Source organism: Herminiimonas arsenitoxidans, assembly GCF_900130075.1.
Lineage (GTDB): Bacteria > Pseudomonadota > Gammaproteobacteria > Burkholderiales > Burkholderiaceae_D > Oxalicibacterium > Oxalicibacterium arsenitoxidans.
Map to the genome: position 1 here is coordinate 1,693,049 of NZ_LT671418.1, position 26,073 is coordinate 1,719,121.

Sequence of the window (26,073 nt, forward strand, 5' to 3'; positions counted from 1 at the left end):
CTTATTTCTTGCGCATCGGTGGCAAATCAGTACAAACACCTTTGTACACTTCAGCCGCCATACCAATTGACTCACCCAAGGTCGGATGCGGGTGGATGGTTTTGCCAATATCAACTGCATCTGCACCCATCTCGATCGCCAGCGCGATTTCACCGATCATGTCGCCAGCATGTGTGCCGACTATGCCACCACCAACGATACGATGTGTTTCTGCATCGAACAGCAATTTGGTGAAGCCTTCGTCACGACCATTGGCTACGGCACGACCCGATGCTGCCCATGGGAAGTGACCTTTTTCGAGCTTGATGCCTTTGGCTTTGGCTTCATCTTCGGTGATACCTACCCATGCCACTTCTGGATCGGTATAAGCGACAGAAGGAATCACGCGTGCGTCGAAGTAGGCTTTTTCACCAGCGGCTGCTTCTGCTGCGACGTGAGCTTCGTGCACGGCTTTGTGTGCCAGCATAGGTTGACCAACCAGATCACCGATAGCGAAGATGTGCGGCACGTTGGTACGCATTTGCGCATCGACTTCGATAAAGCCACGGTCGGTAACAGCTACGCCAGCTTTGTCGGCTGCAATCTTCTCGCCATTCGGGCTGCGGCCAACTGCAACCAGGACCAGATCGTAGACTTGCGGTTCCGGCGCTGTCACACCGGCTTCGGCCGCTTCGAAAGAAACCTTGATGCCTTCTTTCAATGCTTCGACCGCTACAGTCTTGGTCTTCAACATGATTTTATCGAAGCGCTTCTCGTTGAACTTCTGCCAGACCTTGACCATGTCACGATCTGCGCCTTGCATCAGGCCATCCATCATTTCGACCACGTCTATGCGTGCACCCAGTGTAGAATAAACCGTCGCCATTTCCAAACCGATGATGCCGCCGCCGATGACCAGCATGCGCTTAGGCACGCTGCGCAATTCGAGCGCACCAGTAGAATCGACGATGCGTGGATCTTGCGGCACGAAAGGCAAGTTCACTACTGACGAACCGGCAGCGATGATCGCTTGTTTGAAGTGTATGGTTTTCTTGCTGCCGTCTGCTGCGGTCACTTCAATGTGATTCGGACCGACGAACTGGCCTACGCCTTGTACGACATTGACCTTGCGTGCTTTCGCCATACCAGCGAGGCCGGTGGTCATCTTGCCGATGACTTGTTCCTTGTAGCCGCGCAGTTTGTCGATATCGATTTGCGGCTTGCCGAAGGTCACGCCATGCGCTGCCATCGAAGCTGTTTCATCAATCACTGCCGCTACGTGCAGCAAAGCCTTGGATGGAATACAACCGACGTTCAGGCAAACACCGCCGAGTGTCGAGTAACGTTCAATCAGGACGGTAGACATGCCCAGATCGGCTGAACGGAAGGCTGCGGAATAACCGCCAGGACCTGCGCCCAGAACCATCATGTCGCACTCGATATCTGCGGTACCGCCGAAGCTGGCTGCGCTTGGTGCAGCAACTGGCGCTGCAGCCTGAACTGGTGCTGGAGCAGCAGTTGGAGCCGGTGCTGCTGCAACAGGTGCAGGAGCTGGCGCGGCGGCTGGTGCTGGTGCTGGCGCAGGAGTCGCAGCCGGTGCCGGCGCGCTTTCCGATGCTTCCAGGATCAGCAACAGTGAGCCTTCAGCAATTTTGTCGCCCAGTTTGACTTTCAATTCTTTGATGACACCGGCGTGGCTGGATGGAATCTCCATACTGGCTTTGTCGGATTCGACTGTAATCAGCGATTGATCGACCTTGATCGTATCGCCCACATTGACCAGCACTTCAATAATTTCAACTTCCTTGAAATCGCCGATATCGGGGACTTTCATTTCAATCATGCTCATCGCTTTAGCTCCATATTTTTTATCCTGCTCGTCCCGCTCTATGCGTCGAGTCCTGGATTGATATTTTTTAGTAACCTTGAATTACACGTTATCCATTACAAATTCATCCCTGCATGGGAAAACTGATGATCTGAAACGGTGCTGCCGTATTCTTGTCAAACTCCGCTCCTGCATGCACGCCGATTTCTGCAATTTCCTTGGCACTGGCTGCACCGTCGTAAACTGCATACATCGCGCCCAGAGCAAAATTTCGTCCGCTACCTATGCCCCAGAAACGATCGAAACTGAATACTTCACGATACGAGTAAATACCGAAGATGCCGTGCGGATTCGCTATCAAAGTCGCGATCTGCGAAGACTCGTAAGGGTCGTCTTCCTCTTCTTTCGTATTCAGGAAGTACTTATCTTTCAGTATCTGATGCGCCTTGGTAAAGGTATCGAAGACTTCATCGCGGCTATTCAACTTGCAGTCTTCGCCCATGCTCGTCAGCAATTTACGCATGACGGGAAAATGCGCAGCTGTGCCGGCCAAGGTGATGTAGGAGTCGCCGATACGGAACATCTTGTTGTTCTCTTCGTACGCATGAGACAAACGTGTATCGCCGAAGGTCACCAGTGAATCGCAGGCAATCGCGATTTCATTATTCTTTTTGACAACCACACAAGTAGTCATGCCAACACCTCATGAAGGTGAACAGAATATTTGAAATCGCTCATTGCGGTGCGGTCGATTACAGCAGCGACTTGCGCAGATCGGTCAGCATTTCGCTCAGATACGTCACGAAACGTGCGCCCATAGCACCATCGATCACGCGGTGATCGTAAGATAGCGACAAAGGCATGATCAAGCGCGGCACAAATTGCTTGCCATCCCATACCGGCTTCATCGAAGTTTTCGACAAACCGATAATCGCCACTTCCGGTGCATTGATCAACGGTGTGAAGTAAGTACCGCCGATGCCGCCCAAGGACGAGATCGTGAAGGTCGCGCCCTGCATGTCGGAACCTTTAAGCTTGCCGTCGCGTGCCAACGCCGACAGTTCGCCCATTTCCTGTGCGATCTGCGTAACCGACTTCTGATCGACGCCTTTGACGACAGGAACTACCAAACCTTGCGGTGTGTCGGCAGCGAAGCCGATGTTGTAGTACTGCTTGAGGATCAGGTTTTCACCAGATGCATCGAGCGAGGAATTGAACTCTGGGTATTTTTTCAGCGCTGCAACGCAAGCCTTGATGACGAATGCGAGCATCGTCAACTTGACGCCGGATTTTGCCAGCGCGGTGTTGGTCGATTTACGCAGTTCTTCCAGCTCGGTCACGTCCGCTTCGTCGTATTGCGTAACGTGCGGAATCATGACCCAGTTGCGATGCAAATTCGGGCCACTGATTTTCTTGATACGCGACAGTGGTTGCAAGGTGGTTGTACCGAACTTGCTGAAGTCCAGCGATGGCCATGGCAACAGATCCAGACCTGCACCGCCGCCTGTTTTCACTGGTGCCGCAGCTGCAGTCGCAACCGGACCGGCAGCAATGATGCCCTTCACATAATTCTGTACGTCTTCCTGCGTGATGCGTCCTTTAGGACCAGAGCCGACGACCTTGCCGAGATCAACACCGAGTTCGCGTGCGAACTTGCGTATCGATGGCGACGCGTGTGCTTTGTGGCTGGCCACAGTCGCTGGAACTGCGGCAGCTACTGGTGCAGCTTGAACCGGAGCTGGCGCGGCGACCGGCGCAGGAGCAACAGGTGCCGGAGCAGCTACTGGCGCTGGTGCTGCGGCAGGTGCAGCTTCAACCTTGACTGGTTCCGGAGCAGGTGCTGCAGGCGCCGGAGCCGCAGCAGGAGCTGCAGCGGATTCTTCCAGCAACAAGACCAACGCACCTTCTGCGATTTTGTCACCGAGTTTGATTTTCAATTCTTTAATCACACCAGCGTGGCTGGATGGGATTTCCATACTGGCTTTGTCGGATTCAACCGTGATCAGGGACTGATCGACTTTAATCGTATCGCCCACTTTGACCAACAGTTCAATGACCTCGACTTCTTTGAAGTCGCCGATATCCGGGACTTTGACTTCGACCATGCTCATCTTTTATCTCCGCTTGTTTGCGTGTCCACCATCACGACTGCGGGGAGGCAAATGGTGATTTCCATTTGCGTCCCCGTCGCCTCAGTGATGAGGAAGGATTTTTGTATGTAGATTACAGCGTAACCGGATTGGCTTTTTCTGGATTGATGCCGTACTTCGCAATTGCTTCTGCAACCACGGAAGTAGCAATCGCACCTTCATCTGCCAATGCCTTGAGTGCCGCGATCGTGACGAAGTAACGGTTGACCTCGAAGAACTCACGCAATTTCGCGCGGCTGTCCGAACGGCCGAAGCCATCAGTGCCCAGTACTTTGTAGGTACGATCTTTCGGTACGAACGCACGTACTTGTTCTGCAAAGGTACGCATGTAATCGGTCGCCACCACGATAGGACCCGCTGTGCCTTGCAAGGACGAGGTGATGTGCGCCTGACGTGGTTTGTCGGTCGGGTGCAGCATGTTCCAGCGTTCTACGTCCTGACCGTCGCGGGCCAGCAAGGTGAACGATGGTGCGGACCAGACATCGGCAGTAACGCCCCAGTCGTCTTTCAACAAATCGGCAGCAGCGATCACTTCGCGCAGGATGGTGCCGGAGCCCATCAGCTGTACGCGGTTCTTCGCTTTTTTCGCGCCTTCTTGCAGCAGATACAGACCTTTGAGGATGCCCTCTTCCTGACCTGGCTTCAAACCTGGTTGTGCGTAGTTCTCGTTCATCAGGGTGATGTAATAGAACACGTCTTCCTGGTTTTCGATCATGCGCTTCAAGCCGTCATGCATGATGACTGCGACTTCGTGCGCGAAGGTTGGATCGTAAGGAATGCAATTCGGGATAGTCGAAGCCAGGATGTGGCTGTGACCATCTTCATGCTGCAAGCCTTCACCGTTCAGCGTGGTACGACCAGCTGTACCGCCGAGCAAGAAGCCACGTGCACGGATATCGCCCGCTGCCCATGCCAGATCGCCGATACGTTGCAGACCGAACATCGAGTAGAAGGTATAGAACGGCACCATCACACGGTTGTTGCTCGAGTACGAAGTTGCAGCTGCAATCCATGAAGCCATCGCGCCAGCTTCGTTGATACCCTCTTGCAGAATCTGACCGGCTTTATCTTCACGGTAGAAGCTGACTTGGTCCTTATCGACTGGCTCGTACAACTGACCTTGACGGTTGTAAATACCGATCTGACGGAACAAGCCTTCCATACCAAAGGTACGGGATTCATCAACCAGAATAGGTACAACGCGTTTGCCCAGATTTGCATCGCGCAACAGGATCGAGATGATCCGTACATACGCTTGTGTGGTCGAGATTTCACGACCTTCTGCGGTTGGGTCCAGCACTGCTTTAAATGCAGCCAATTCTGGCACCGGCAATGTTTCTTCTGCCTTCTGACGACGCTGTGGCAAGTAACCGCCGAGCGCTGCACGACGTTCGTGCAGGTATTTCATTTCCGGCGCGTCATCTGCTGGCTTGAAGAATGGAATATCAGCCAGTTGATCGTCAGGAATAGGCAAGGCAAAGCGGTCGCGCATTTCGCGTACTGCTTCGTCATCCAGTTTTTTGGTTTGATGCGCAGTGTTACGCGCTTCGCCCGATTTGCCCATACCGTAACCTTTGACGGTTTTGACCAGCAGGACGGTCGGTTGACCTTTGTGTTCTTGCGCTTGCTTGAAGCCAGCGTAAATCTTGTGTGGATCGTGGCCGCCGCGCAGCAGATGCCAGATGTCGTCATCCGACATGCGCGAAACCATTTCCAACAATTTTGGATGCTTACCGAAGAAGTGCTTACGTACATAAGCGCCGTCTTTGGCTTTGTAATTCTGGTATTCACCGTCCAGCGTTTCCATCATCACGCGTTGCAAAATGCCGTCTTTGTCTTTAGCCAGCAGTGGGTCCCAGTTGGAACCCCAGATAACCTTGATGACATTCCAGCCTGCGCCACGGAATTCGCCTTCGAGTTCTTGAATGATCTTGCCGTTGCCGCGTACCGGACCGTCCAGACGCTGCAAATTACAGTTGACGACCATGACCAAGTTGTCGAGTTGTTCGCGACCAGCTACGCCGATTGCGCCCATCGATTCCGGTTCATCCATCTCACCGTCGCCGCAGAATACCCAGACTTTACGGTTATCGGTTTTAGCCAGCTCACGTGCGTGCAGATATTTCAGGAAGCGTGCCTGATAGATAGCCATCAATGGACCCAAGCCCATCGATACAGTCGGGAACTGCCAGAAGTCTGGCATCAATTTTGGATGCGGGTAGGAAGACAAACCGTTGCCGTCCACTTCGCGACGGAAGTTCAGCAATTGTTCTTCGCTCAAACGACCTTCGAGGAAAGCGCGTGCATAGACACCTGGCGATGAATGCCCTTGGATGTACAGCAAATCACCGCCGTGATCTTCGGTTGGTGCGTGCCAGAAATGGTTGAAGCCGGTACCCAGCATGTTCGCGAGTGACGCGAAGCTGGAGATATGACCACCCAGATCGCCGTCTACGCGGTTGGCTTTAACAACCATCGCCATCGCATTCCAGCGCATCCATGAGCGCAGGCGTTCTTCGTATTCGAGGTTGCCTGGCGAGTTTTCGCCCAGGTCTGCAGGGATGGTATTGACGTATGCGGTATTGCCGGAGAATGGGATCTGCGAACCACGACGACGTGCCAGATCAATCAGGCGCTCCATCAGGTAATGAGCGCGGTCAGGGCCCTCGTTTTCGATAACCGCTTCGAGGGCATCAAGCCACTCTTGCGTTTCCATTACATCGGGATCGTTGGCGGCTTGCGCCAATACCTGGTCGAGCTGGGCTGACATAATTTGTCTCCTGATTTGTCTTTAGTACCGTTCTTTGTAAGAACGATCCGTCATTTTTAAAACTGATAACACGTATAGTCGTGTAGTTTGCGCTGAGTTTAACAGCAGTTTTTGTTATTTTCAAATGGCGATATCATTTCTCATAATGCGAAATTATGCGGCATAGCAGCATTTTTGCGGACTTTTAGCGGCATTTTAAGAGCATGTAAACTCGCCGCAAAAGCACCATTCAGACATGTCCTGATAAGCCTTTATAATCTAGGACTTACTCCTTCAATCACCTACATTTAACTCATGACCGCTCAAATCATCGATGGAAATTTGCTTTCTCAACAACTACGCAAAGACGTCGCCGTCCGCGCCGCCGCGCTGACTGCCAAAGGCAAGCAACCTGGCTTGGCTGTGATCCTGGTCGGTGCCGATCCGGCTTCCCAAGTGTATGTACGTAACAAGGTCAAGGCTTGCGAAGACAATGGCCTGTATTCGCTGATGGAGAAATATGAGGCGGACATGACGGAAGCGGCCCTGCTGGCGCGTATCGCTGCGCTGAACGCTGATCCTAAGATCCACGGCATCCTGGTGCAAATGCCTTTGCCCAAACATATCGATCCGAATAAAGTGATTGAAGCGATTTCCCCGCGCAAGGACGTCGATGGTTACTCCGTATTAAGTGCAGGCGAATTATTGACTGGCCTACCCGGCTTCCGCCCTTGCACGCCTTACGGTTGCATGAAGTTGATCGAAAGCACCGGTTTCAAACTAGCTGGCAAGCACGCCGTCGTCATCGGCCGCAGCAATACCGTCGGCAAACCGATGGCATTATTGCTCTTGCAAGCTAACGCAACCGTCACCATCTGTCATAGTGGAACCGCGGATCTTGCTTATCACACACGTCAGGCCGATGTCGTTGTAGCCGCCACCGGCCGCCGCAACACCCTGACTGCAGACATGATCAAACCCGGTGCCATCGTGATCGATGTCGGCATCAACCGCGACGACAACGGCAAGCTGTGCGGCGATGTCGACTTCCCGAATATCAAGGAAGTTGCCAGCCACATTACTCCAGTCCCCGGCGGCGTCGGTCCTATGACTATCACCATGCTTCTGGTTAACACCATAGAAGCAGCAGAGAGAGAAACCAACTGATGAATATTGCCCTGAACCCACTGCTGGATTTTTCCGACCTCCCACAATTCGATGCGATCAAGCCCGAGTACATCGGCTCCGCCATCGACAGCCTGCTCGACCAGTGCCGCACTGTCGTCACTGAACTCGAAGCACCGACCGCGCAAGTCACATGGGAAAATTTTGTCGAACCGTTAGAGAACGCAACGGAAAAACTCAGCCGGGCTTGGGGCATCGTCAGTCATTTGAATTCCGTTGTCGATACGCCGGAACTGCGCGCTGCGTATAACGAGAATCAGCCGAAGATCACCGAGTTCTGGACTGGCTTGGCACAAAATCTGACGCTCTTCACTAAATACAAAGCACTGCAACTGGGCCCGGATTACGCCAGCTTCTCGGTTGCGCGTAAGAAGATCATCGAAAACGCCGTGCGCGATTTCCGCCTCGGCGGTGCTGAATTGGCAGAAGAAGATAAACCGCGCTTCGCCGAGATCCAGGAAAAGCACGCTGCATTGACGACCAAGTTTTCCGAAAACATCCTCGATGCGACTAATGATTACGCCTTGTATATAGAGGACGAAGCGAAATTGTCCGGCCTGCCGGACGATGCCAAGCAAGCTGCGCGCGCTGCAGCCGAGAAGGATGAGAAGTCTGGCTACAAGTTCACGCTGCATTTCCCATCCTACTTCCCGGTACTGCAATACGCCGACAACCGCAATCTGCGCGAAACGATTTATCGCGCCAATGCGACCAAGGCCTCTGAGCTCGGCGGTCATCCGGAATGGGACAATACGCAAAATATCGTCGACATCCTGAAACTGCGTAATGAAGAAGCCAAGATGCTCGGCTACAAGAACTTCGCCGAGGTTTCATTGGTATCGAAAATGGCGCAGACGCCGGATCAAGTCATCAGCTTCCTGCAGGATCTGGCAAAACGCGCGCGTCCATTTGCCGAAAAAGATTTGGCAGAACTGCGCAGCTTTGCGCAAAAAGAACTCGGCATCGAAAAGCTGGAAGCCTGGGACACCACCTACGCTTCGGAAAAACTGCGCGAACAACGCTATGCGTTTTCCGAACAGGAAGTGAAGCAATACTTTCCAGAACCAAAAGTCACCGCTGGTTTATTCCGCACTGTAGAGACCTTATTTTCGGTTTCTATCAAACCCGATGACGCACCAGTCTGGCATCCGGATGTGAAATTCTTCCGCATTGAAAAAGACGGCGCTTTGGTTGGTCAGTTCTATCTCGATCTGTACGCACGCCAAGGCAAACGCGGCGGTGCATGGATGGACGACGCACGCGGTCGTCGTCGCATTGCCGAAGGCAAGGACGGCATACAAACACCGATTGCCTACCTGACCTGCAACTTCACCGAACCGGCAGTCGTCAACGGCCAGACCAAACCGTCGCTGTTCACACATGATGAAGTCATCACGCTATTCCATGAATTCGGTCACGGCTTGCACCACATGCTGACGCGCGTCGAAGAACTGGGCGTGTCTGGCATCTCTGGCGTGGAATGGGATGCAGTCGAACTGCCTTCGCAATTCCTGGAAAACTTCTGCTGGGAATGGGATGTGCTGGAGCACATGACGGCACACGCGGACACCGGTGCTGCCTTGCCGCGCGCGTTGTACGACAAGATGATCGCCGCCAAGAATTTCCAATCCGGTCTGCAAACCTTGCGTCAGGTGGAATTCTCGCTATTCGATATGCACCTGCATTACGACTACAATCCAGACGGCAGCAAAACCGTGCAAGACGTCTTGAATGAAGTGCGCGCACAAGTCTCGGTCATGACGCCGCCACCTTTCAATCGCTTCCAGCATTCGTTTTCGCATATATTCGCTGGCGGCTATGCAGCCGGTTACTATAGCTACAAATGGGCAGAAGTCTTGTCTGCTGATGCCTACGGTGCATTCGAAGAAGCAGGTAAAGCGAGCGGCAATGTCTTGTCCAGCGATACCGGCGCACGTTTCTTGCGTGAGATTCTGGCGATGGGTGGTTCGCGTCCTGCGATCGATTCGTTCAAGGCTTTCCGCGGTCGTGAACCAACTATCGATGCCTTGCTGCGTCACAGCGGCATGGCAGCCTGACGAACTTTCGCAAGGGCGAAAACGTTATACGACGGAGACGATGAAATGAAAAACGGGTTGTCCTGGCTCTTGCTCTCCTTGCTGGTTTCAGCAAACGCGCATGCGCAGCTCTACAAATGGGTAGCCCCGGATGGCAAAGTGTCGTACAGCGATACGCCACCGCCCTCTTCCATCAAAAAAGTGGAAGAGAAAAATCTTTCTTCATCCGGCCCCGTCGGCTCCGGCCTGCCATTTGAATTGGCCGCAGCCGTCAAAGCCAATCCCGTCACGCTGTACACCACAGCCAATTGCAGCGCTTGCGATAGCGCACGCAGTTTATTAAATGCACGCGGCATTCCGTTTACGGAAAAAACTGTAAACAACAATGACGATATCGCACGCCTGCAGCAAGTTGGCGGCGACAAGCAATTGCCGTTTTTAACGGTAGGACGCAATAAACAATCCGGCTTTGAAACTGAATCCTGGAATACGATGCTGAGCGCCGCGTCTTATCCGGAAAGCAGCCAACTGCCGAGCAGTTATCGCAATCCTGCGCCTCAGGCTGCAGCACCGAAAAAAGCCGTCGAGCAAAAAGCCAGCACCGTGCAAAACCATGAAACGCCTAGCGACAGCCTGCCGGCTGCCGGCAATGCGCCGCCAGGCTTCCGTTTCTGAATTCTGTAATACGAATCTGCGTGCTATACAGCTCTGCGCTTCTCTTGATAGTTCGTTTTTGAAAATTTGCCATGACCCGTATCGACTTTCACAGCAACGTGCCGAACAAAATCGCTTATGCATGCCGTCTGGCTCGCAAGGCACGTAATGCCAATTTCCAGATCGTGATCCTGGTGCAGGATAAAGCACAACTGGCCGAGCTGGATGAAGCGCTCTGGGCGTTTTCCGAACAGGACTTCCTGCCGCATGTAATGCTGGGTGATGCACTGGCAGCGCAAACGCCTATCCTGCTCACAGCAGATCAGACGATGGAGTCGCCCCATACGCAAATCCTGATCAATCTATCGGACACCTCGCCAGCGCACTTCGCGCGTTTCGAGCGTATGTTTGAGGTTATTTCCTCCGACGATGCGGACAAGTCGGCCGGACGTGAGCGCTACAGTTTCTATAAACAGCGCGGTTATCCGCTCACTCATTTTGTGGCTGAACCTACATGAGTAACTCATCCTCGCAAGATTTCGGCATTCCCGTACTGACGGAAGTCATACAAACACCGCCACGCGTCGCGCCTGTCGCCGAAGACTCAAAGGAAGCGGATGACGCAATCCATGCGCATGCAGCAGAAACCAGCACCAGCCCGGCAGCGCACCAACCGATAGACGGCTGGCTTGATGAAGAATGGTCGCGTCTGGAACAAAAGGTGAGTGAGCGTGTGCTCACACAACTGCTGGAACGCATCGAACCGGTGCTGGAACAACGCATCAAGGACAATCTCGCGCAAGTAATGCAGCTAGCCGCAGAGGGAATCAAGCAGGATTTGCATCAAACTCTGGCCGAAGCCATTAGCGATGCCGTGGCGCAAGAAGTGGACAAACTTCATTTTTCAAATAAATAAATTTATTCTTAAATTCTTTGTTTTTTAAACAAAGTAAGATTTCATTTGTTTTTACAAGAAAAAAATTACGTCGATTATGAACGCCTAAAAAACAAATAACTTTCTACAATTTAGCCATTGGACAACACTAAATGGCTGGAGATTGTGATGAAAGTAATTGTATTGGGTTCGGGCATTATCGGTACCTCGTCCGCATGGTTTTTGAACAAGTCGGGGCACGAAGTTACCGTGATCGAACGCCAACCCGGCGCCGCGCAAGAAACCAGCTTTGCCAACGGCTGTCAGATTTCCGTCTCGCACGCAGAGCCTTGGGCCAATCCGGCCGCACCAATGAAAGTCCTGAAATGGCTGGGCAAGGAAGATGCGCCTCTGCTGTATCGCTTCCGTCCTGAATGGCTGCAATGGAAATGGGCACTCAACTTCCTGCGTGAATGCACGCCGGGACGCACCGCCGACAATATCCGCCAAATCGTTGCCATCTGCGAATACAGCCGCCAAACCCTGCAAGCAGTACGCGCAGAAACCGGCATCAACTACGATCAGTTGACCAGTGGCATCTTGCACTTCTATACCGATCAAAAAGAATTTGACGATTCCCTGCCTGCGGCAAAATTGATGCGCGACCTCGGCTGCCCACGTGACTCTATCGGCGCTGATGAAGTCGTCCGTATCGAACCAGCACTGGCCAGCATCCGCGACAAAATCGTTGGTGGTGACTTTACTGCTACCGATGAATCGGGCGACGTCTATAAATTCACCAGCGGCCTGGCCGCCAAAGCGGCAGAAGCCGGCGTCAACTTCCAGTACAACACTTCCGTCACGCGTTTGTTGACCGAAGGCAGTGGCGCGAATGCGAAGATCACCGGCGTCGAAGTCATCGGCCCAGATGGTCGTCACCAAGTGCTGCATGCCGACGCTTATGTGATGGCGATGGGTAGCTTCTCGGCAGAACTGGTTCGTCCGCTAGGCATAGACCTGATGATCTATCCTGGCAAAGGTTATTCGGCCACTTACAAAGTGACCGACCCAGCAGCCGCACCGACAGTATCCCTGACGGATGACGGCTATAAATTGGTAGTATCGCGCCTCGGTGATCGTTTGCGCGTGGCAGGTACTTGCGAGTTGAACGGCTATACGCGTGAACTCAATACCGCACGCTGCGAAGCGATCACGCGTCGTACCAAAGAACTGTTCCCAGGCGCCTGCGATTATGAGAATCCGGTTTACTGGACCGGCTTGCGCCCATTGACGCCATCGAACGTGCCTTACATTGGCAAAACCAAGTTCAGCAATCTGTTCCTGAATACCGGTCACGGCACACTCGGTTGGACCATGGGTTGCGGTTCGGGTCGTGCTTTGGCGGATATCGTTTCGGGACGTCAACCGGATCTGGATTTCAAATTCACCGGCATGCCATATCGTCCTTCCAAGCAGATAGTAACTACGCTCTCCCCTGCTTAAACAGCATGTCCCATAAAAAAACGCTGCGTGTGAATCACACGCAGCGTTTTTTATTGTCTGAAAAATTCCGTCTTATTTTTTGATGCGTACCTGCACCTCTGCCGACTTCTCGTCGAAGGCGATCCGCGTATCGAATTTCGCTCGCTTCATCGGGAAGCGCGATTGAAAATGGCGCACATTGCCGGAACCGGAAATCGCCCGGCGAACAAATTGATAATACGCATCCATATCGACCACGTGCACCACCAGGAAGTAATCGTAATCGCCTGATACGAAGTAGCACTGCATCACTTCTGATTCCTTGCCCATGCGCACTTCAAATTCCTGCATGTGTTCATCGGATTGATTCCCCAAAGACACTTCCAGAAACGCCAACATACCGTAACCCAGCGCAAACGGGTCTATCATCGCCACATCTGCGCTGATAATGCCCGCATCGCGCATATCGCGAATACGGCGTAAACAGGTCGGTTGCGAGATATGCACTTTGTCCGCCAAGGTGCGCGTCGGCGTCTGGTTATCCTTTTGCAGCAAGTTCAGCAACTTGCGGTCAACTTTGTCCAGGGTATGAAGTTTGCTCATATAAAATCGTGTGAACCTCGAAAATTACACAAAAACGCTTTGCGTCGCATTTTCTTATGTTGTAAGGTCATTGTCTTGAAAGACAGGCGTGCCCAGTGTTGCAGCTACTCTGTATTTTTACAATCCTCAGGAGAAAATATATGCAGTTCAGGACCAAAATGATTCCATTGGCTGGCGCAATCGTATTCGCGCTCGCCGGCAGTGCGTTTGCGCAGGAACAAATCGTCAAGATCGGCCACGTCGGTCCGATCACTGGTACTGACGCGCACATGGGTAAAGACAATGAAAACGGCGCGCGCCTGGCAGTCGAAGAACTCAATGCCAAAGGCGTGGTGATCAACGGCAAGAAGGTCAAACTGCAATACATGCCGGAAGACGATGCTGCTGATCCTAAACAAGCGACTGCTGCTGCCACTAAACTGGTCGATGCCAATGTCGCCGTCGTGATCGGTCACCTGAATTCCGGTGCCACCATCCCTGCTTCAAAAATCTACGCTGACGCGGGCATCGTACAAATCTCGCCTTCTTCCACCAGTCCAAAGTACACGCAGCAAGGCTTCAAAACCGCTTTCCGCGTGGTAGCCAATGACGCACAACTGGGCCGCGTACTGGGTCAATATGCAGTCAAAACCCTGGGCGGTAAAAATGTCGCCGTGATCGATGACCGTACCGCTTACGGCCAAGGCGTGGCAGAAGAATTTGCCAAGGGCGTCAAATCTGCCGGCGGCACCGTCGTCGCCAGCCAGTACACCAATAACAAGGCAACTGACTTCAACGCGATCCTGACTTCGATCAAGGCGAAGAAACCTGACATCATTTTCTTTGGTGGCATGGATGCAGTCGGCGGCCCTATGCTGCGCCAAATGAAACAACTCGGCATCAATGCCAAGTTCATGGGCGGTGACGGTATCTGTACCGGTTCGCTGCCTGGCCTCGCAGGTGCTGGCCTCGGTGAAAACAATGTCTACTGCGCGGAAGCCGGTGGCGTGGAAGATTCCAAGAAATCAGGTATGGATAAATTCCGCGCTGCTTACAAGAAGCGTTATGGCATCGATGTGATCTACACCGCAGCCTATGCTTACGATGCGACGTATGCCGTCATCGATGCGATGCAAAAAGCAAAGTCATGGGACTCAGCCAAGTATCTGCCTGAGCTGGCCAAGATCAATTACCCAGGCGTGACCGGCAATATCGCGTTCGATGCCAAGGGTGATATCAAGGATGGCACGCTGACCTTGTACACCTATCGCGGTGGCAAACGTGAAGAACTGGCCGTCGTGAAGTAAGTGGTACTTGCTTCCAAGACAAACCGCCCGAGGTCAAAACCGGGCGGTTTTTTTATGGCTGCATGATATGCAATGCGGTCGATAAAAAAGCACCACAAAGGTGCTTTTTTATTTTTGCTACAAGCATCAAACAGCTTGAAACTAAAACGTGGCAGGTGAATTGACCCACAATACTTTTGCAACGACTTTTCCAATATTTCTGTAGCCATGCGGCACGCTACTCGAAAAAGTGAAAGCGTCGCCCGGTCCCAGTTTGTAGCTCTCGTCTCCGAGGTTCAACTCCAACATACCTTCCAGCACATAGCCGACTTCTTCACCTGTGTGTTCGATCTGGCCATCGCTGGCTGCACCTGGTTCCACGATGTGAATATTGGCCTGCAGCAAGCCACCACGCGTCGGCAACACCAGACGCTCCATCGAGATGCCGCCCGTTTTAATCACCGGCCGCTCACCCTCACGCAAGATCGGGCCAACCACCACCGCTTCTTCCGACATCAGCGTCGATATATTTGTATCCAGCGCCATGGCCAATCTGTGCAACATCGCCAGCGACGGTGTCGCCGAGCCACGCTCGATCTTGGAAATCAAGCTCTCGGAACACTCAGCCTTTTTCGCCAGTTGTATCAGCGTCAAGCCTGCCACCAGACGTGTATGACGCAGACGCACGCCGAGACTGGATACCGACGCCTTCTTGTCGACAGATTCGATGCTTGCAACAGAATCGCGTTTCATCTTCACTTTCTCTACCCGTTAAAAATGGCACTCTCGAACATCAGGCATCGATGCAACTTAACGGTTGGCCAACTCCACTACCGTATAAGCAAGTGCCTGCACGCCTAAATACAAATCTTCCGGCGCGGTTTCCTCGGCGGCATTGTGACTGATTCCGCCCTTGCTTGGCACAAAAATCATCGCCGTCGGGCAATGTTCGGCCAGATACATCGCATCGTGGAAGGCACCTGAGGTCAAATGTTGCGGATCGCCACGCTGGGCCAGATGACCGGCACGCACGCAAGCGCGCTCTATCAGCGTCAGCATATCTTCCGGGAAATGCGTAGGCGGACGCGAGAAGAAGCATTCAAAAGCAATGTTGCCACGCCATGTATAGGCAGCAACAATCTGTTGTAAAAACTTCTCAAACCGTTCCAACACTTCGGCATCGACGCAACGCACGTCGATCGTGAAATCGACATTGCCCGGAATCGTATTGACGGAATTCGGACCGACCTGCCAGCGCCCCAAAGTGAGGCGTAAATTACTGGCCGCTTCTGCCGCGGCATGCGCATACAACTGATGGGCTATCGTGACTGCTGCCTTCATCGCATCGCTACGCTCATCCATAGGCGTAGTGCCTGCATGCGCTGCCATACCAGTGCATGACACACGATACCAGCGCACGCTTTGGATGCCGGTTACAACGCCCAAGGCTGCATTCGCACGTTCCAATACCGGACCTTGCTCGATATGCAATTCCACACAAGAAGCGATAGGCAGCGCGAGCTCTCTATGCGTGACATCCTTTGCTTGTTGCAAGGCCTTATCAACTGCTTCGCCAAATGTAATGTTGTCGCTATCTTTCACTGCGCGATAAGCAGGCAAACGGGATGGATCGACAAAAGCACTCGATCCCATCGCACCGGGACCGAAGCGACTACCCTCTTCATTCGTCCATGCCACCACTTCAATCGCACGACGCGTAGAAATACCAGCATCGTTCAAGGCAGAGATCACTTCCAATCCGGCCAATACTCCATACGCGCCATCCAGCTTGCCGCCGACCGGTTGTGTATCGGCATGACTACCAGTCAGCACTGGTGGTAAATCTGTCGTGCCGGGACGACGGAAAAACAGATTGGCGCAATCGTCGATCTCCACTTCGCAGCCCAAGGCGCGCGCGGTATCGATCAGATGACGACGTGATGCCAAATCAATGTCCGTCAATGTTTCACGCGCGACACCGCCATCGTCACGTCCGCCAAAAGCCGCCAATGCAGCAATCGCATCTTGCAGGCGTGCGCTATTAACGTGATCTTGTGCATTCTCTGCAGCAGTAGATGAAGTAGCCGTTTGATTCTCAGTCATGTTGGTGTTCCTGTTCAGTTGATCGAGGCAAAAGTGCGCTCGAGTAAATGTGCTGCCGCCAGTGCGCGCGCATCACTCCAACGCGGCCCCGTAAGAGTGACGCCCAGTGGCATGCCGCCCGGGCCATTTCCCAGCGGTACGTGCACGCATGGATTGCCGAGCAGCGACCACATGCGATTGAAAATCGGATCGCCGGTAGCAGCCAGTCCTGCTGGCGCTTCACCTTCTGTACTTGGCGAGAGCAGTATGTCTACCGTTTCAAACACGCCAGCGACCATTTGGCGCGATGCCGCAGCCAAGGTCTGTGCTGCGACATACGCAGGACCATCGATGGCTCTACCTGCTTCCAGCAAAGCTGCAAAGGCATCGCTGAAACCATCTGGACTGGTACGTGCTTCAGATGCAAATGCCGCCGCTGCCTCATAACCCATGATGCGAATTTGTGCGTCGGTCAAACCAGCGCAAGGTGCCGGCAAATCGACATCACTGATGATGGCACCAGCGCGTTCCAGCAAGCGCGCCGCCTGCTCCAGTTTTTCGCGTGCACCAACACTGGCTCTATCCCAATGTGCAGTACGGCAAATACCGATACGCAAGCGCGGTGCCGCAGCATCCGACGACAGCATCGATGACAAAGGCAAACGCGCCAGCGCACCGATAAAGAAAGCTGCGTCGTCCACGCTACGCGTCAATACGCCGACAGTATCCAGACTAGGCGCCAATGATTTGATACCGGCCAAGGACAAAGTGCCGAAGGTCGGCTTGTAGCCGACCACCCCACAATACGCCGCAGGCCGGACGATAGATCCTGCCGTTTGCGTACCAAAAGCTGCCGGCACCATGCCGGATGCAACTGCTGCTGCCGAACCGCTGGATGAACCGCCCGGCGTATGATCGGCTGCTCCATGAGGATTACGCGTCGGGCCAGGACGGAAAGTAGCGAACTCTGTCGTGACCGTTTTACCCATCACCACCGCACCTGCGCTGCGGGTACCGGCAACGCAAGCTGCATCCAGCAATGGTCGATAGTTGCTGTAAATCGGTGAACCATAAGTGGTCGGCATATCTGCCGTATCCATCAAATCCTTGACGCCTATCGGCAAGCCGTACAACAAACCGGCATGCGGTTGCGCATCAAGGCTGCGCGCCTGTTCAATCACGTGTGCCGCATCGAAATGCTGCCATGCGTGCACTGCCGGTTCATATTCTTCAATATGTGCGATACCGGCACGCGCCACCATTTCCACCGACACTTCACGACGCGCGATACAGGCAGCGAGCTCCTTCAGGGACGAACTTGCGTAATCTTTCATGCAGCTTTTTCCATTTAACCGAAGTAAGCAGAGCGTACGTCGTCGTTACTAGAGAGTGCTTCTGCCGTGCCTTGCGCCATCACGCGGCCTTGCGACAGTACGTAGCCATAGTGTGAAATCGCCAGTGTCTGCCGTGCGTTCTGTTCCACCAGCAGCACCGTGATGCCCATTGCATTGATCTGCTTGATGACCTTGAAGTTTTCTTTGACGTAGAGCGGCGACAAACCTAGCGAAGGTTCATCAATCACCAGCAACTTCGGCTCAGCCATCAAACCGCGACCGATAGATACCATCGCCTGCTCGCCACCCGACATGGTGCCGGCCAGTTGTGCTGCGCGTTCTTTCAGTCTTGGGAAAATTTCATACACGCGCGCCAAACGTTCGCGTACCACTGCGCCGTTGGTTTCCAGGAAGGCACCGAGCGCCAGATTTTCTGCCACGCTCATACGCGGAAAAACCTTACGGCCTTCCGGTATGCACGAGATGCCGCTGGCGATAATCGAGTGCGTTTTTTCACCGGCAAGATTGCGCCCACCCCACAAAATTTCGCCCTGGCGTGGTGGCGTCAAACCCAATATCGAACGAATCAGCGTGCTCTTGCCTGCACCGTTGGCACCGAGTATGCAAGTGATCTTGCCTGGCGCCACTTCGATGGAAACGTCGTGTAATACATTCACCTTGTCGTATCCGGTGGTGAGTCCCTTGACGGTCAGGTTGCTCATTCTGCTTCTCCAAGATAAGCGGTTTGCACATTGGGGTCGGCAGTGATTTCTGCGTACGTACCTTCGGCAATTTTTTTGCCGTAATTGAACACGATGCAACGATTGGTAATCCGTTCGATGACATTCATTTCATGTTCGATCAGTACGACGGTCAGATTCGCCAGCTTGCTGCGCACCTGCAAAATATCGTCCATCAAGGCTTCAGTTTCATCGTGCGTCATACCGGCCGAAGGTTCATCCAGCAATAACAAACGCGGGCCACTCAACAAGGCACGACAGACTTCGATCCGACGTCGGTCAATCATGGTGAAGGTTTCCACCGGCTCGAACATGCGTGCCACTAAAGGTGGGCTGAAGATATTGAGCAAGGCTTCGACCTTGGCAACGTAAGCATCGTATTCAGCACGGAAAGCCTTACGACGGAACAGATTGAAAAACAGTCCGTGCTGCATGTGCTGGTAATCGCCGATGACGATGTTGTCGAACACTGTCAGTGGCAATGACAGACGCGAACGTTGGAAAGTACGCGCCACACCGCTGCGATAAATCTCTTGCGGCGTCTGACCGATGACTTCCTGCCCGTTATAAATGATGGAGCCGCTGCTAGCCTTGTACAAACCAGTCAGGACATTGAAGAAGGTGGTTTTGCCCGAACCATTCGGCCCCAGCAAACCCAGCACTTCACCTTCATTGATGTGCATATTGAGTTTATCCAATGCCGTCAGACCGCCGAAGCGCATCGTCAGATCGGAGACTGCAACTAATTGAGTGTTCACGGCTGTGCCAGATTCAGGATTCATGAATGTCGTGTTTTCTGCGTTCATTGCGCACCCTTTCTACTAAAGAACAGGCGTGTCTTGCGTGGCAATAAACCATCTGGACGGAACAGCAGAATGGCGATCACCAATGCTGCGTACAACAACACGCGATATTCCTGAATGAACTGGAGTTTTTCGGGCAGCATCAAAACGATAATCGCAGCTGGAATCAAACCGACAGGATTACCGAGACCACCGAGAATCACGATAGACAACATCAACAAGGAATCGGAGAAGGTAAAGTTATTCGGCGCGATAAAGCCCACCATCATGCCGTACACGCTACCGGCAATACCTGCAAACAAATTACCCATGGTGAAAGCGATCACCTTCCAACGTGCGATATGCAAGCCGAAAGTAGCCGCTGCGGTTTCGTCGGTACGCACCACGTCCATGCTCAAGCCTACCCACGAACGTTCCAGCGCCTTGATCAGCACGAAAGCGCTGGCGCAGATCACCAAACTCAACAGAACATAAGAGACGTAGAACGAGAACTCGATACCAAACAGCGAGAAGCCCTCATTGAAAGCATGACCGAACAACTGCATGCCCGGCACTTGCAAACCTTGCGGTCCACCGAGTACATCGTTGACTTCAATAAAGGTCTTGAACAGGATGCCAAAAGCAATCGTAACCAACGCTGCATAGTGACCACGTGTACGCAGCACCGGCAGGATCAGCACCGAGCCGATGATTGCCGCAACCACACCCGAGATCGCAATATTCGCCAACTGCGGCAAACCGGTATGCGTCGCCAGCACCGCTGTGGTGTAACTACCGATACCGAAGAAAGCTGCGCCCGCAAAGTTAGCCACACCAGCAAAACCGAATTGCAAGGTCAAACCCATGCAAGCAGTCGAGTACAGCAAGACTGCGCAAATCATCATCAGTACAAAGTGACTATCGTAAAACGCAGCCACCAGTGCCAACAGACCAACCACAGTCCAGATGCGCGCCAAACCGGGACGGCTGGCCGCTGCCTGTTCGATCTGCTGCGTAGTGCCCAGCTTTTTCCCTATCATGACCAAAGCCAATGCAACCACGATCAATACACCGATCGCTACTTGTGATTCCGCATGCAGGAACAACCACATGTAAGCGGTCACCAGCAAGGTCGCCAAAGCCAGTACTAGCTTGGCTGAATGTGTTTTCAATTTGTTGTCGCTCATATCAGACTCGCTCGCTTGATTTTTCGGCAATCAGCCCGGTTGGTTTCCAGGCCATCACAATGATGACAACGGCAAATGCAAAGACGTCTTTGTATGCACTTGGAATATCCGGTATCAGTGCCGGCAGCATCGCGCTACCAAACACCTGCAATCCGGCGAACAGGAAGCCGCCCAGAATCGCGCCGTAAATATTGCCGAGGCCACCGAGAATCGCAGCCGAGAAACCAATCACGCCCAACAGCAAACCGACGTTGAAATTGATTTCGTTGTAATACAAACCGTTCATCACACCAGCCAATGCCGCCATGCCGGAACCGAGTGCAAAGGTCAGTAAGACTACTGCTTCAAAATTGATACCCATCAGACGTGCAGTTTCACCATCCTGCGCTACCGCACGTATCGCCATACCGAGGCGTGTGCGTGTAATCAAAAAGTGAACGCCTGCAATAATCGCCAGACCGCTGAGCAGCAGAATCACGTTATCTGCACGCAAGGCAAAGCCGGCAAAATCAATCGAGCCTGTAGGCAGTAAAGACGGGAATGGTTTGGAGTTCGAACCATCGGGATAGAACAGACGCACAGACTCGCGCATCACGGTGCCCAGCATCAGCGTCGCCAACAAGGTGTTGAGCGGCGGGGCCTTGTGCAAAGGCAGAATCAGGAATTTGGCAATCGCAGCGCCCAATAGTCCGGTCACACATACCGCACTCAGCACTACTGCTATCAAACGTATCCAGGGTGAGCCGATATCCAGCATCAAGACCCCGGTCGAGGCCGTCAGGCCTGCAAAAGCGCCGACCATCAAAGTATCGCCATGCGAAAACTTGATGACATCGAGTACGCCGAAAAACAAGGTAAAACCAACTGCAACCATGGCGTAAATCATGCCTAGCATCAGTCCGTTGAATATATATTGACCGATTTCACTCATCGCTTTCTCCACTTCATGTCTATCGTGTTGCAGGCGTGGCCATGAGCCAGCCTGCAACAGATCGTGTCTGCTTTACATTTGCTTCGTATCTGTATTACAGACCGGACAATTTGCGTTTACCGGTAGCGTAGATGCTGTCTTCCCAGATCACCCACTTGCCATCTTGAACCACGTACTTGGTTACCAGCGGCACGATGTTTTGACGATGATCATCGAAAGTCACTTTACCGATCAGCGTGTCAGCATCTTTGGTTTGGTTCAGTACATCGCGTACCTTCTTGCGATCCGGACCGACTTTTTCAACTGCATCCATGATCAGGTTGGCAGCCGCGAAAGCGAATGGACCGTAGGCTTCAGGTGGTTCGCTGTATTTTTGCAATTGGTACTTTGCAGTGAAGTACAAACCACCAGGAATTTTTTCCCATGGTGCGCCTTCGATGAAGGACAGTGATCCTTCAGCCAGCTTCTCGCCTACGCCTTGGATATACGCGTCTGATTTGATGCCGGAAGTACCTTCAAACTGTGCCTTGATGCCCAGTTTTTCCATTTGAGTACGGATACGTACGCCCAGTGGTGTCAGGCCGCCGAAGTACACGACTTCAGGTTTCAGTTCGCGGATTTTGGTCAGTTCGGTGCTGAAATCCTGCTGGTCTGCAGTCACGCCGAATGTTGCCAGCACGGTGCCGCCATTCTTTTTGACGAATTCGGAGAAGTACTTGTTGTGACCTTTGCCGTAATCGGTGGTGTCATGAATGATCGCCCACTTCTTGTAGCCTTGCGCAATCATGAACTTGGCCGCAACTTCACTTTGGTTAATCATCGTGCCATTGACGCGATGTACTTCCTTGAAGTTATTACCGTAAGTGATTTCTGGCAGTACTGCGCCCCACACGACGACTGGCAAACCGAAGCGGTTATAAACACCGACCGTACCCATCGCAACCGCCGAGCAGAAATGCGTTACGCCAGCGATGATGCTTTTGTCAGCAGCGATTTTGGTCGCTACCTGTACGCCAACGTTAGGACGACATTCATCATCCTGCGTGACCAGTTCATAGGTATATTTGGCTTTTGGATCAGCGTTGCGCAAACGCACCGCCAGATCAGCAGAATTGCGCCCACCGAGGCCAATGGAGGAGACGCCACCAGTCAACGGACCTACAAATGCAATTTTCACGACATCTTTAGCCGATGCCTGCATGCTCAGCAAACTCATGCCCACGGCGGCACATAATGCTGCAGCCTTTAATACTGTATTAGTCTTGCTCACTTTTTTCTCCTTGGAGTATGGGTCGACGGGAACAATTCAAGTTGCTTGAATGACAGTAACAACAAAAACCTACATATTCAAGTACCTTGAATCACATTCAGCAACAACCGTGCCAATCGGAAATTGAAGAGTGAGTCTCTATATAGAGAAAAGGCGAAATGGACTGTGGTAAAGACGTAACAACAGCCAGGAAAAAGATGGAAATGACACAAGTTCATGCGCCGAAATGGCGAGATCTTGCACCGAATGCGGGAGCATCCGAAGGCGGAAAGACAATGCCACAACCAGAACACTACCTAGTTAACGAGGCCTGACAACTCAAGGCAATCACGCTACTTGGTCAGAAAATAGACGAAAAAAAAGCGCCTACCGGCGCTTTTTTCTTGCAATCACAAGCTGACTATTTCAGCGTCATGATCCATGTAACGAGCGTACGAGCTTCCGCTTCGCTTACTTGTGCATTGGCTGGCATCGGCACGGTTCCCCATGCGCCGCTACCGCCTTTCAATACTTTCTGTACCAGCTTGTCTTCCGCGCCTTTTTGACCGGCGTACTTAGCTGCGACATCTTTAAAGGAAGGACCCAGCACTTTATTCGTCACCGAATGGCAAGCCATACAGTTCTTTGCCTTCGCCAAATCGGCATTTGCCATCGCGACATTGGACACGCCGGCAGCCAGAAACAAACACACCAACAAGGAACGTTTCATGCTTTTCTCCAAGGATTGATCGCCGCTATTCTACCGTGTTTCACCTACACGAGACATTGCGCTGTACCGATACAACGTATACATAGCATCCAGGTTGACAACTGTAATTGACCGTTACTATTTTTCACAATATGCTGCGTCGTCAAGGAGGAAACATGCCGCTCATTATCGTGATCGTATTGCTAACGGTCTTGAAATATTTTGAAGTTGGACCGCTCGCCGATATCTCATGGTGGTGGATCGTCGGCCTCATCGCCGTTGCCTTTATCTGGTTTGAATTCATCGAGCGCATGCTCGGGCTCGATAAACGCAAAGCACATGAACAACTCGAAAAAGCACGCAAGGAACGTATCAAAAAAACGTTCAAATAGCCCACACCACCTTTAAATGCTTGCTGAAAACCAATACCAGCCTGAAAATACAAGCGTCTGTAATCTATAAAAAACGTCTGCCCATTCAGTGCGAGATCATTTGCTGCTCTCTCATCCACGATAATAGTTTTCAAAAAAACTGATGTGACTGCCTGATGTTGAATCTCCAGAGCATAAAGTTTCGAATCATTGCACTCGGTGTTGTGCTGCTCGTTGTCGGCATACTGGTACGTCATTTTTTTGCCGTTCCACTGATTGAGGAACGCGTACAAGCTTTGGCAGCAACACAGCAAATGTCTGTCGCATCCTATATTGCGCAAGATATTGACCATAATCTGGCTTCACGTCTGTCACTGGTAGAAAGCTTTGCCGCCGACCTGCCGCCTGCATTGACAAGTCAGCCGAATGAATTGAATAGCTGGCTTAATCAACGACAACGTATCAATCCCATCTTCGATGGTGGATTACTTGTCATCAAACCTGATGGCTATGGTCTTTTAGCCGCAGCGCCTGCCTCAACAGATCATGACCGCATGGACTTTGCAGCAACAGACTGGTTCAAGAACACCGTACGAGACAACAAAGCGGTCATGGGTCGCCCATCGTTTGAACACAACAATCCCGCTATCGTTTTCTCAGCGCCGGTTCACGATGAAGAGGGGAAAATCATCGCTGTGTTAGCTGGCATTGCCTCACTGAATGCACCTGGCTTTCTCGATCATCTGCAAAAGGCAACGCTCGGCGCTACTGGCGGTTTCTTGCTGGTTTCACCTGCAGATAAATTATTTGTCGCAGCCAGCGATCCCAACATGATCATGAAGCCGACGCCACCTATCGGCGTCAATCTGCTGCATGACCGCGCCATGCTGGGCTATCGTGGTTCTGGTGTAACGATCAATGCCAAGGGAGTCCAAGAACTGTCTGCCATGGCGTCTGTGCCAAGTTCGGGATGGTTCGTGGTTGCGCGCATGCCGACAGCAGAGGCTTTTCAACCCGTTACTGCACTGCGTGAATTCATTCTAAAAGCCAATGCGATTTTATCCATCAGCATACTTGTCGCGCTGCTGGTAATGCTGTCGCGCATTTTGCGCCCACTGACTGACGCATCACGCGCAATACACAATATGGCTGATGGCAAGGCCAGGCTGACAGCTTTACCGGTGGAGCGCGAAGACGAAGTAGGAAAACTCGTGCGCGGCTTTAACTTTCTGGTAGCCAAATTAAGAAGAGAAGAAGCTGCACTCAAGGCCAGCGAAGCACGCTTGAAGTTCATGGCGCATCACGACTCTTTAACAGGCCTATACAACCGCGTCATGCTGGAAGATCACGTGCACCAGGCACTGGCACGCGCGGAACGCGATAATGTGCAAGTCGCCTTGTTGTTTTGCGATCTGGATGGCTTCAAGATCATCAACGATCAACATGGGCACGATGTCGGAGACGATATATTGCGCCAGGTCGCTACGCGCTTGTCAGTTGATCGGCGGCGCGTTGATACGGTCGCCCGTTTAGGCGGCGATGAATTTATCATCTTGCTGAGCGGCCTCAGCGATGCGCGCACCGCTGCCAGTCATGTTGCCCAACAATGTCTGAGCGCGATCAGTGCACCCTTTGATGTGGATGGAAAATCGTTTACCTTAGGCATATCAATCGGCATCGCTCTACACACAGGAGCAGCCATCGCACCATCTGTTCTGATGGAAAAAGCCGACATCGCGATGTATCAGGCCAAACATGGAGGAAAAGGAAAATTCCTTTTCTTTGAAGATGAAAATAGCACTCCTCCCACAGAGTCAACCAGCATCAACAAAGAAGTAAGCGCCTCATAACAAGCACTGCTTGTGCAGGCTGTGGAGCAAGTG

The 26,073-nt window shown here is 52.5% G+C and carries 23 protein-coding genes; 9 read left to right on the top strand and 14 right to left on the bottom strand.

The genetic code is table 11. The features are described from left to right. Window position 1 precedes the first annotated feature (1 nt). From lpdA to aceE, 4 genes are all read right to left on the bottom strand, one after another. The gene (lpdA, locus tag BQ6873_RS08000) at window positions 2–1,828 is read right to left on the bottom strand and encodes a dihydrolipoyl dehydrogenase (RefSeq protein WP_076592177.1); all 1,827 of its coding nucleotides are present in this window, start codon (window positions 1,826–1,828) and stop codon (window positions 2–4) included. A gap of 103 nt (window positions 1,829–1,931) precedes the next feature. Further along, the gene (locus tag BQ6873_RS08005) at window positions 1,932–2,501 is read right to left on the bottom strand and encodes an Ntn hydrolase family protein (protein ID WP_076592178.1); all 570 of its coding nucleotides are present in this window, start codon (window positions 2,499–2,501) and stop codon (window positions 1,932–1,934) included. Between the two features lie 58 nt (window positions 2,502–2,559). Beyond that, window positions 2,560–3,918 carry a dihydrolipoyllysine-residue acetyltransferase gene (aceF, locus tag BQ6873_RS08010; RefSeq protein WP_076592179.1) on the bottom strand — a complete coding sequence of 453 codons (1,359 nt, stop codon included), beginning with the start codon at window positions 3,916–3,918 and terminating at the stop codon, window positions 2,560–2,562. A gap of 112 nt (window positions 3,919–4,030) precedes the next feature. Then, window positions 4,031–6,727, bottom strand: coding sequence for a pyruvate dehydrogenase (acetyl-transferring), homodimeric type (gene aceE / locus BQ6873_RS08015; RefSeq protein ID WP_076592180.1), 2,697 nt, complete (start codon window positions 6,725–6,727; stop codon window positions 4,031–4,033). 294 nt (window positions 6,728–7,021) lie between these two features. On the opposite strand from aceE, the gene folD reads away from it, so the two are divergent. The 6 genes from folD to BQ6873_RS08045 all read left to right on the top strand — a co-directional run bounded on the left by folD (window position 7,022) and on the right by BQ6873_RS08045 (window position 12,958). Further along, window positions 7,022–7,873, top strand: coding sequence for a bifunctional methylenetetrahydrofolate dehydrogenase/methenyltetrahydrofolate cyclohydrolase FolD (gene folD, locus BQ6873_RS08020; RefSeq protein WP_076592181.1), 852 nt, complete (start codon window positions 7,022–7,024; stop codon window positions 7,871–7,873). Then, window positions 7,873–9,948 (top strand): M3 family metallopeptidase, encoded by a 2,076-nt coding sequence (locus BQ6873_RS08025; protein WP_076592182.1) that lies wholly within the window; start codon window positions 7,873–7,875, stop codon window positions 9,946–9,948. The genes folD and BQ6873_RS08025 overlap by 1 nt, the downstream gene beginning before the upstream one ends. Before the next feature lie 45 nt (window positions 9,949–9,993). Then, a complete protein-coding gene (locus BQ6873_RS08030; RefSeq protein WP_076592183.1) occupies window positions 9,994–10,602 on the top strand; it encodes a glutaredoxin family protein in 609 nt (202 codons plus the stop codon). 71 nt (window positions 10,603–10,673) lie between these two features. Continuing rightward, complete coding sequence (locus tag BQ6873_RS08035; protein ID WP_076592184.1) at window positions 10,674–11,099, top strand: DNA polymerase III subunit chi; 426 nt, start codon at window positions 10,674–10,676, stop codon at window positions 11,097–11,099. Continuing rightward, entirely contained in the window at window positions 11,096–11,497 is a 402-nt protein-coding gene (locus BQ6873_RS08040) for a hypothetical protein (protein WP_076592185.1), read from the top strand. Before BQ6873_RS08035 ends, BQ6873_RS08040 begins: the two co-directional genes overlap by 4 nt. 147 nt (window positions 11,498–11,644) lie before the next feature. Beyond that, window positions 11,645–12,958, top strand: a complete 1,314-nt coding sequence (locus tag BQ6873_RS08045; protein WP_076592186.1) for a D-amino acid dehydrogenase — start codon at window positions 11,645–11,647, stop codon at window positions 12,956–12,958. Between the two features lie 72 nt (window positions 12,959–13,030). On the opposite strand, the gene BQ6873_RS08050 is transcribed toward BQ6873_RS08045, so the two are convergent. Then, window positions 13,031–13,540 carry an Lrp/AsnC family transcriptional regulator gene (locus BQ6873_RS08050; protein ID WP_076592187.1) on the bottom strand — a complete coding sequence of 170 codons (510 nt, stop codon included), beginning with the start codon at window positions 13,538–13,540 and terminating at the stop codon, window positions 13,031–13,033. A 140-nt stretch (window positions 13,541–13,680) separates the two neighbouring features. Between BQ6873_RS08050 and BQ6873_RS08055 the strand changes: the two genes are divergently transcribed. Then, the gene (locus BQ6873_RS08055; protein WP_076592188.1) at window positions 13,681–14,826 is read left to right on the top strand and encodes a branched-chain amino acid ABC transporter substrate-binding protein; all 1,146 of its coding nucleotides are present in this window, start codon (window positions 13,681–13,683) and stop codon (window positions 14,824–14,826) included. A gap of 141 nt (window positions 14,827–14,967) precedes the next feature. Here the strand turns inward: BQ6873_RS08055 and BQ6873_RS08060 are convergent, their stop codons facing one another. The 9 genes from BQ6873_RS08060 to BQ6873_RS08100 form a co-directional block, all read right to left on the bottom strand. Continuing rightward, window positions 14,968–15,558, bottom strand: a complete 591-nt coding sequence (locus BQ6873_RS08060; protein WP_076592189.1) for a helix-turn-helix domain-containing protein — start codon at window positions 15,556–15,558, stop codon at window positions 14,968–14,970. 57 nt (window positions 15,559–15,615) lie between these two features. Beyond that, window positions 15,616–16,908, bottom strand: a complete 1,293-nt coding sequence (locus BQ6873_RS08065) for a M20 family metallo-hydrolase (protein ID WP_076592190.1) — start codon at window positions 16,906–16,908, stop codon at window positions 15,616–15,618. 14 nt (window positions 16,909–16,922) lie between these two features. Continuing rightward, window positions 16,923–18,221: an amidase gene (locus tag BQ6873_RS08070; protein WP_076592191.1), complete on the bottom strand. Its 1,299-nt coding sequence runs from the start codon at window positions 18,219–18,221 to the stop codon at window positions 16,923–16,925. A 14-nt stretch (window positions 18,222–18,235) separates the two neighbouring features. Continuing rightward, window positions 18,236–18,943 carry an ABC transporter ATP-binding protein gene (locus tag BQ6873_RS08075; protein ID WP_076592192.1) on the bottom strand — a complete coding sequence of 236 codons (708 nt, stop codon included), beginning with the start codon at window positions 18,941–18,943 and terminating at the stop codon, window positions 18,236–18,238. Continuing rightward, window positions 18,940–19,767 carry an ABC transporter ATP-binding protein gene (locus BQ6873_RS08080; RefSeq protein WP_083664423.1) on the bottom strand — a complete coding sequence of 276 codons (828 nt, stop codon included), beginning with the start codon at window positions 19,765–19,767 and terminating at the stop codon, window positions 18,940–18,942. The genes BQ6873_RS08075 and BQ6873_RS08080 overlap by 4 nt, the downstream gene beginning before the upstream one ends. Beyond that, window positions 19,764–20,930: a branched-chain amino acid ABC transporter permease gene (locus BQ6873_RS08085; protein WP_076592193.1), complete on the bottom strand. Its 1,167-nt coding sequence runs from the start codon at window positions 20,928–20,930 to the stop codon at window positions 19,764–19,766. The genes BQ6873_RS08080 and BQ6873_RS08085 overlap by 4 nt, the downstream gene beginning before the upstream one ends. A gap of 1 nt (window position 20,931) precedes the next feature. Then, complete coding sequence (locus tag BQ6873_RS08090) at window positions 20,932–21,861, bottom strand: branched-chain amino acid ABC transporter permease (RefSeq protein ID WP_076592194.1); 930 nt, start codon at window positions 21,859–21,861, stop codon at window positions 20,932–20,934. A gap of 94 nt (window positions 21,862–21,955) precedes the next feature. Continuing rightward, the gene (locus BQ6873_RS08095; protein WP_083664424.1) at window positions 21,956–23,131 is read right to left on the bottom strand and encodes a branched-chain amino acid ABC transporter substrate-binding protein; all 1,176 of its coding nucleotides are present in this window, start codon (window positions 23,129–23,131) and stop codon (window positions 21,956–21,958) included. A 400-nt stretch (window positions 23,132–23,531) separates the two neighbouring features. Then, a complete protein-coding gene (locus BQ6873_RS08100) occupies window positions 23,532–23,840 on the bottom strand; it encodes a c-type cytochrome (protein ID WP_076592195.1) in 309 nt (102 codons plus the stop codon). 155 nt (window positions 23,841–23,995) lie between these two features. Here BQ6873_RS08100 and BQ6873_RS08105 point away from each other — a divergent pair, with 155 nt between their 5' ends. Both BQ6873_RS08105 and BQ6873_RS08110 read left to right on the top strand, forming a co-directional pair. Next, window positions 23,996–24,211, top strand: coding sequence for a TIGR04438 family Trp-rich protein (locus tag BQ6873_RS08105; protein WP_076592196.1), 216 nt, complete (start codon window positions 23,996–23,998; stop codon window positions 24,209–24,211). A gap of 203 nt (window positions 24,212–24,414) precedes the next feature. Further along, window positions 24,415–26,040 carry a GGDEF domain-containing protein gene (locus BQ6873_RS08110; RefSeq protein WP_231949301.1) on the top strand — a complete coding sequence of 542 codons (1,626 nt, stop codon included), beginning with the start codon at window positions 24,415–24,417 and terminating at the stop codon, window positions 26,038–26,040. Window positions 26,041–26,073 lie beyond the last annotated feature (33 nt).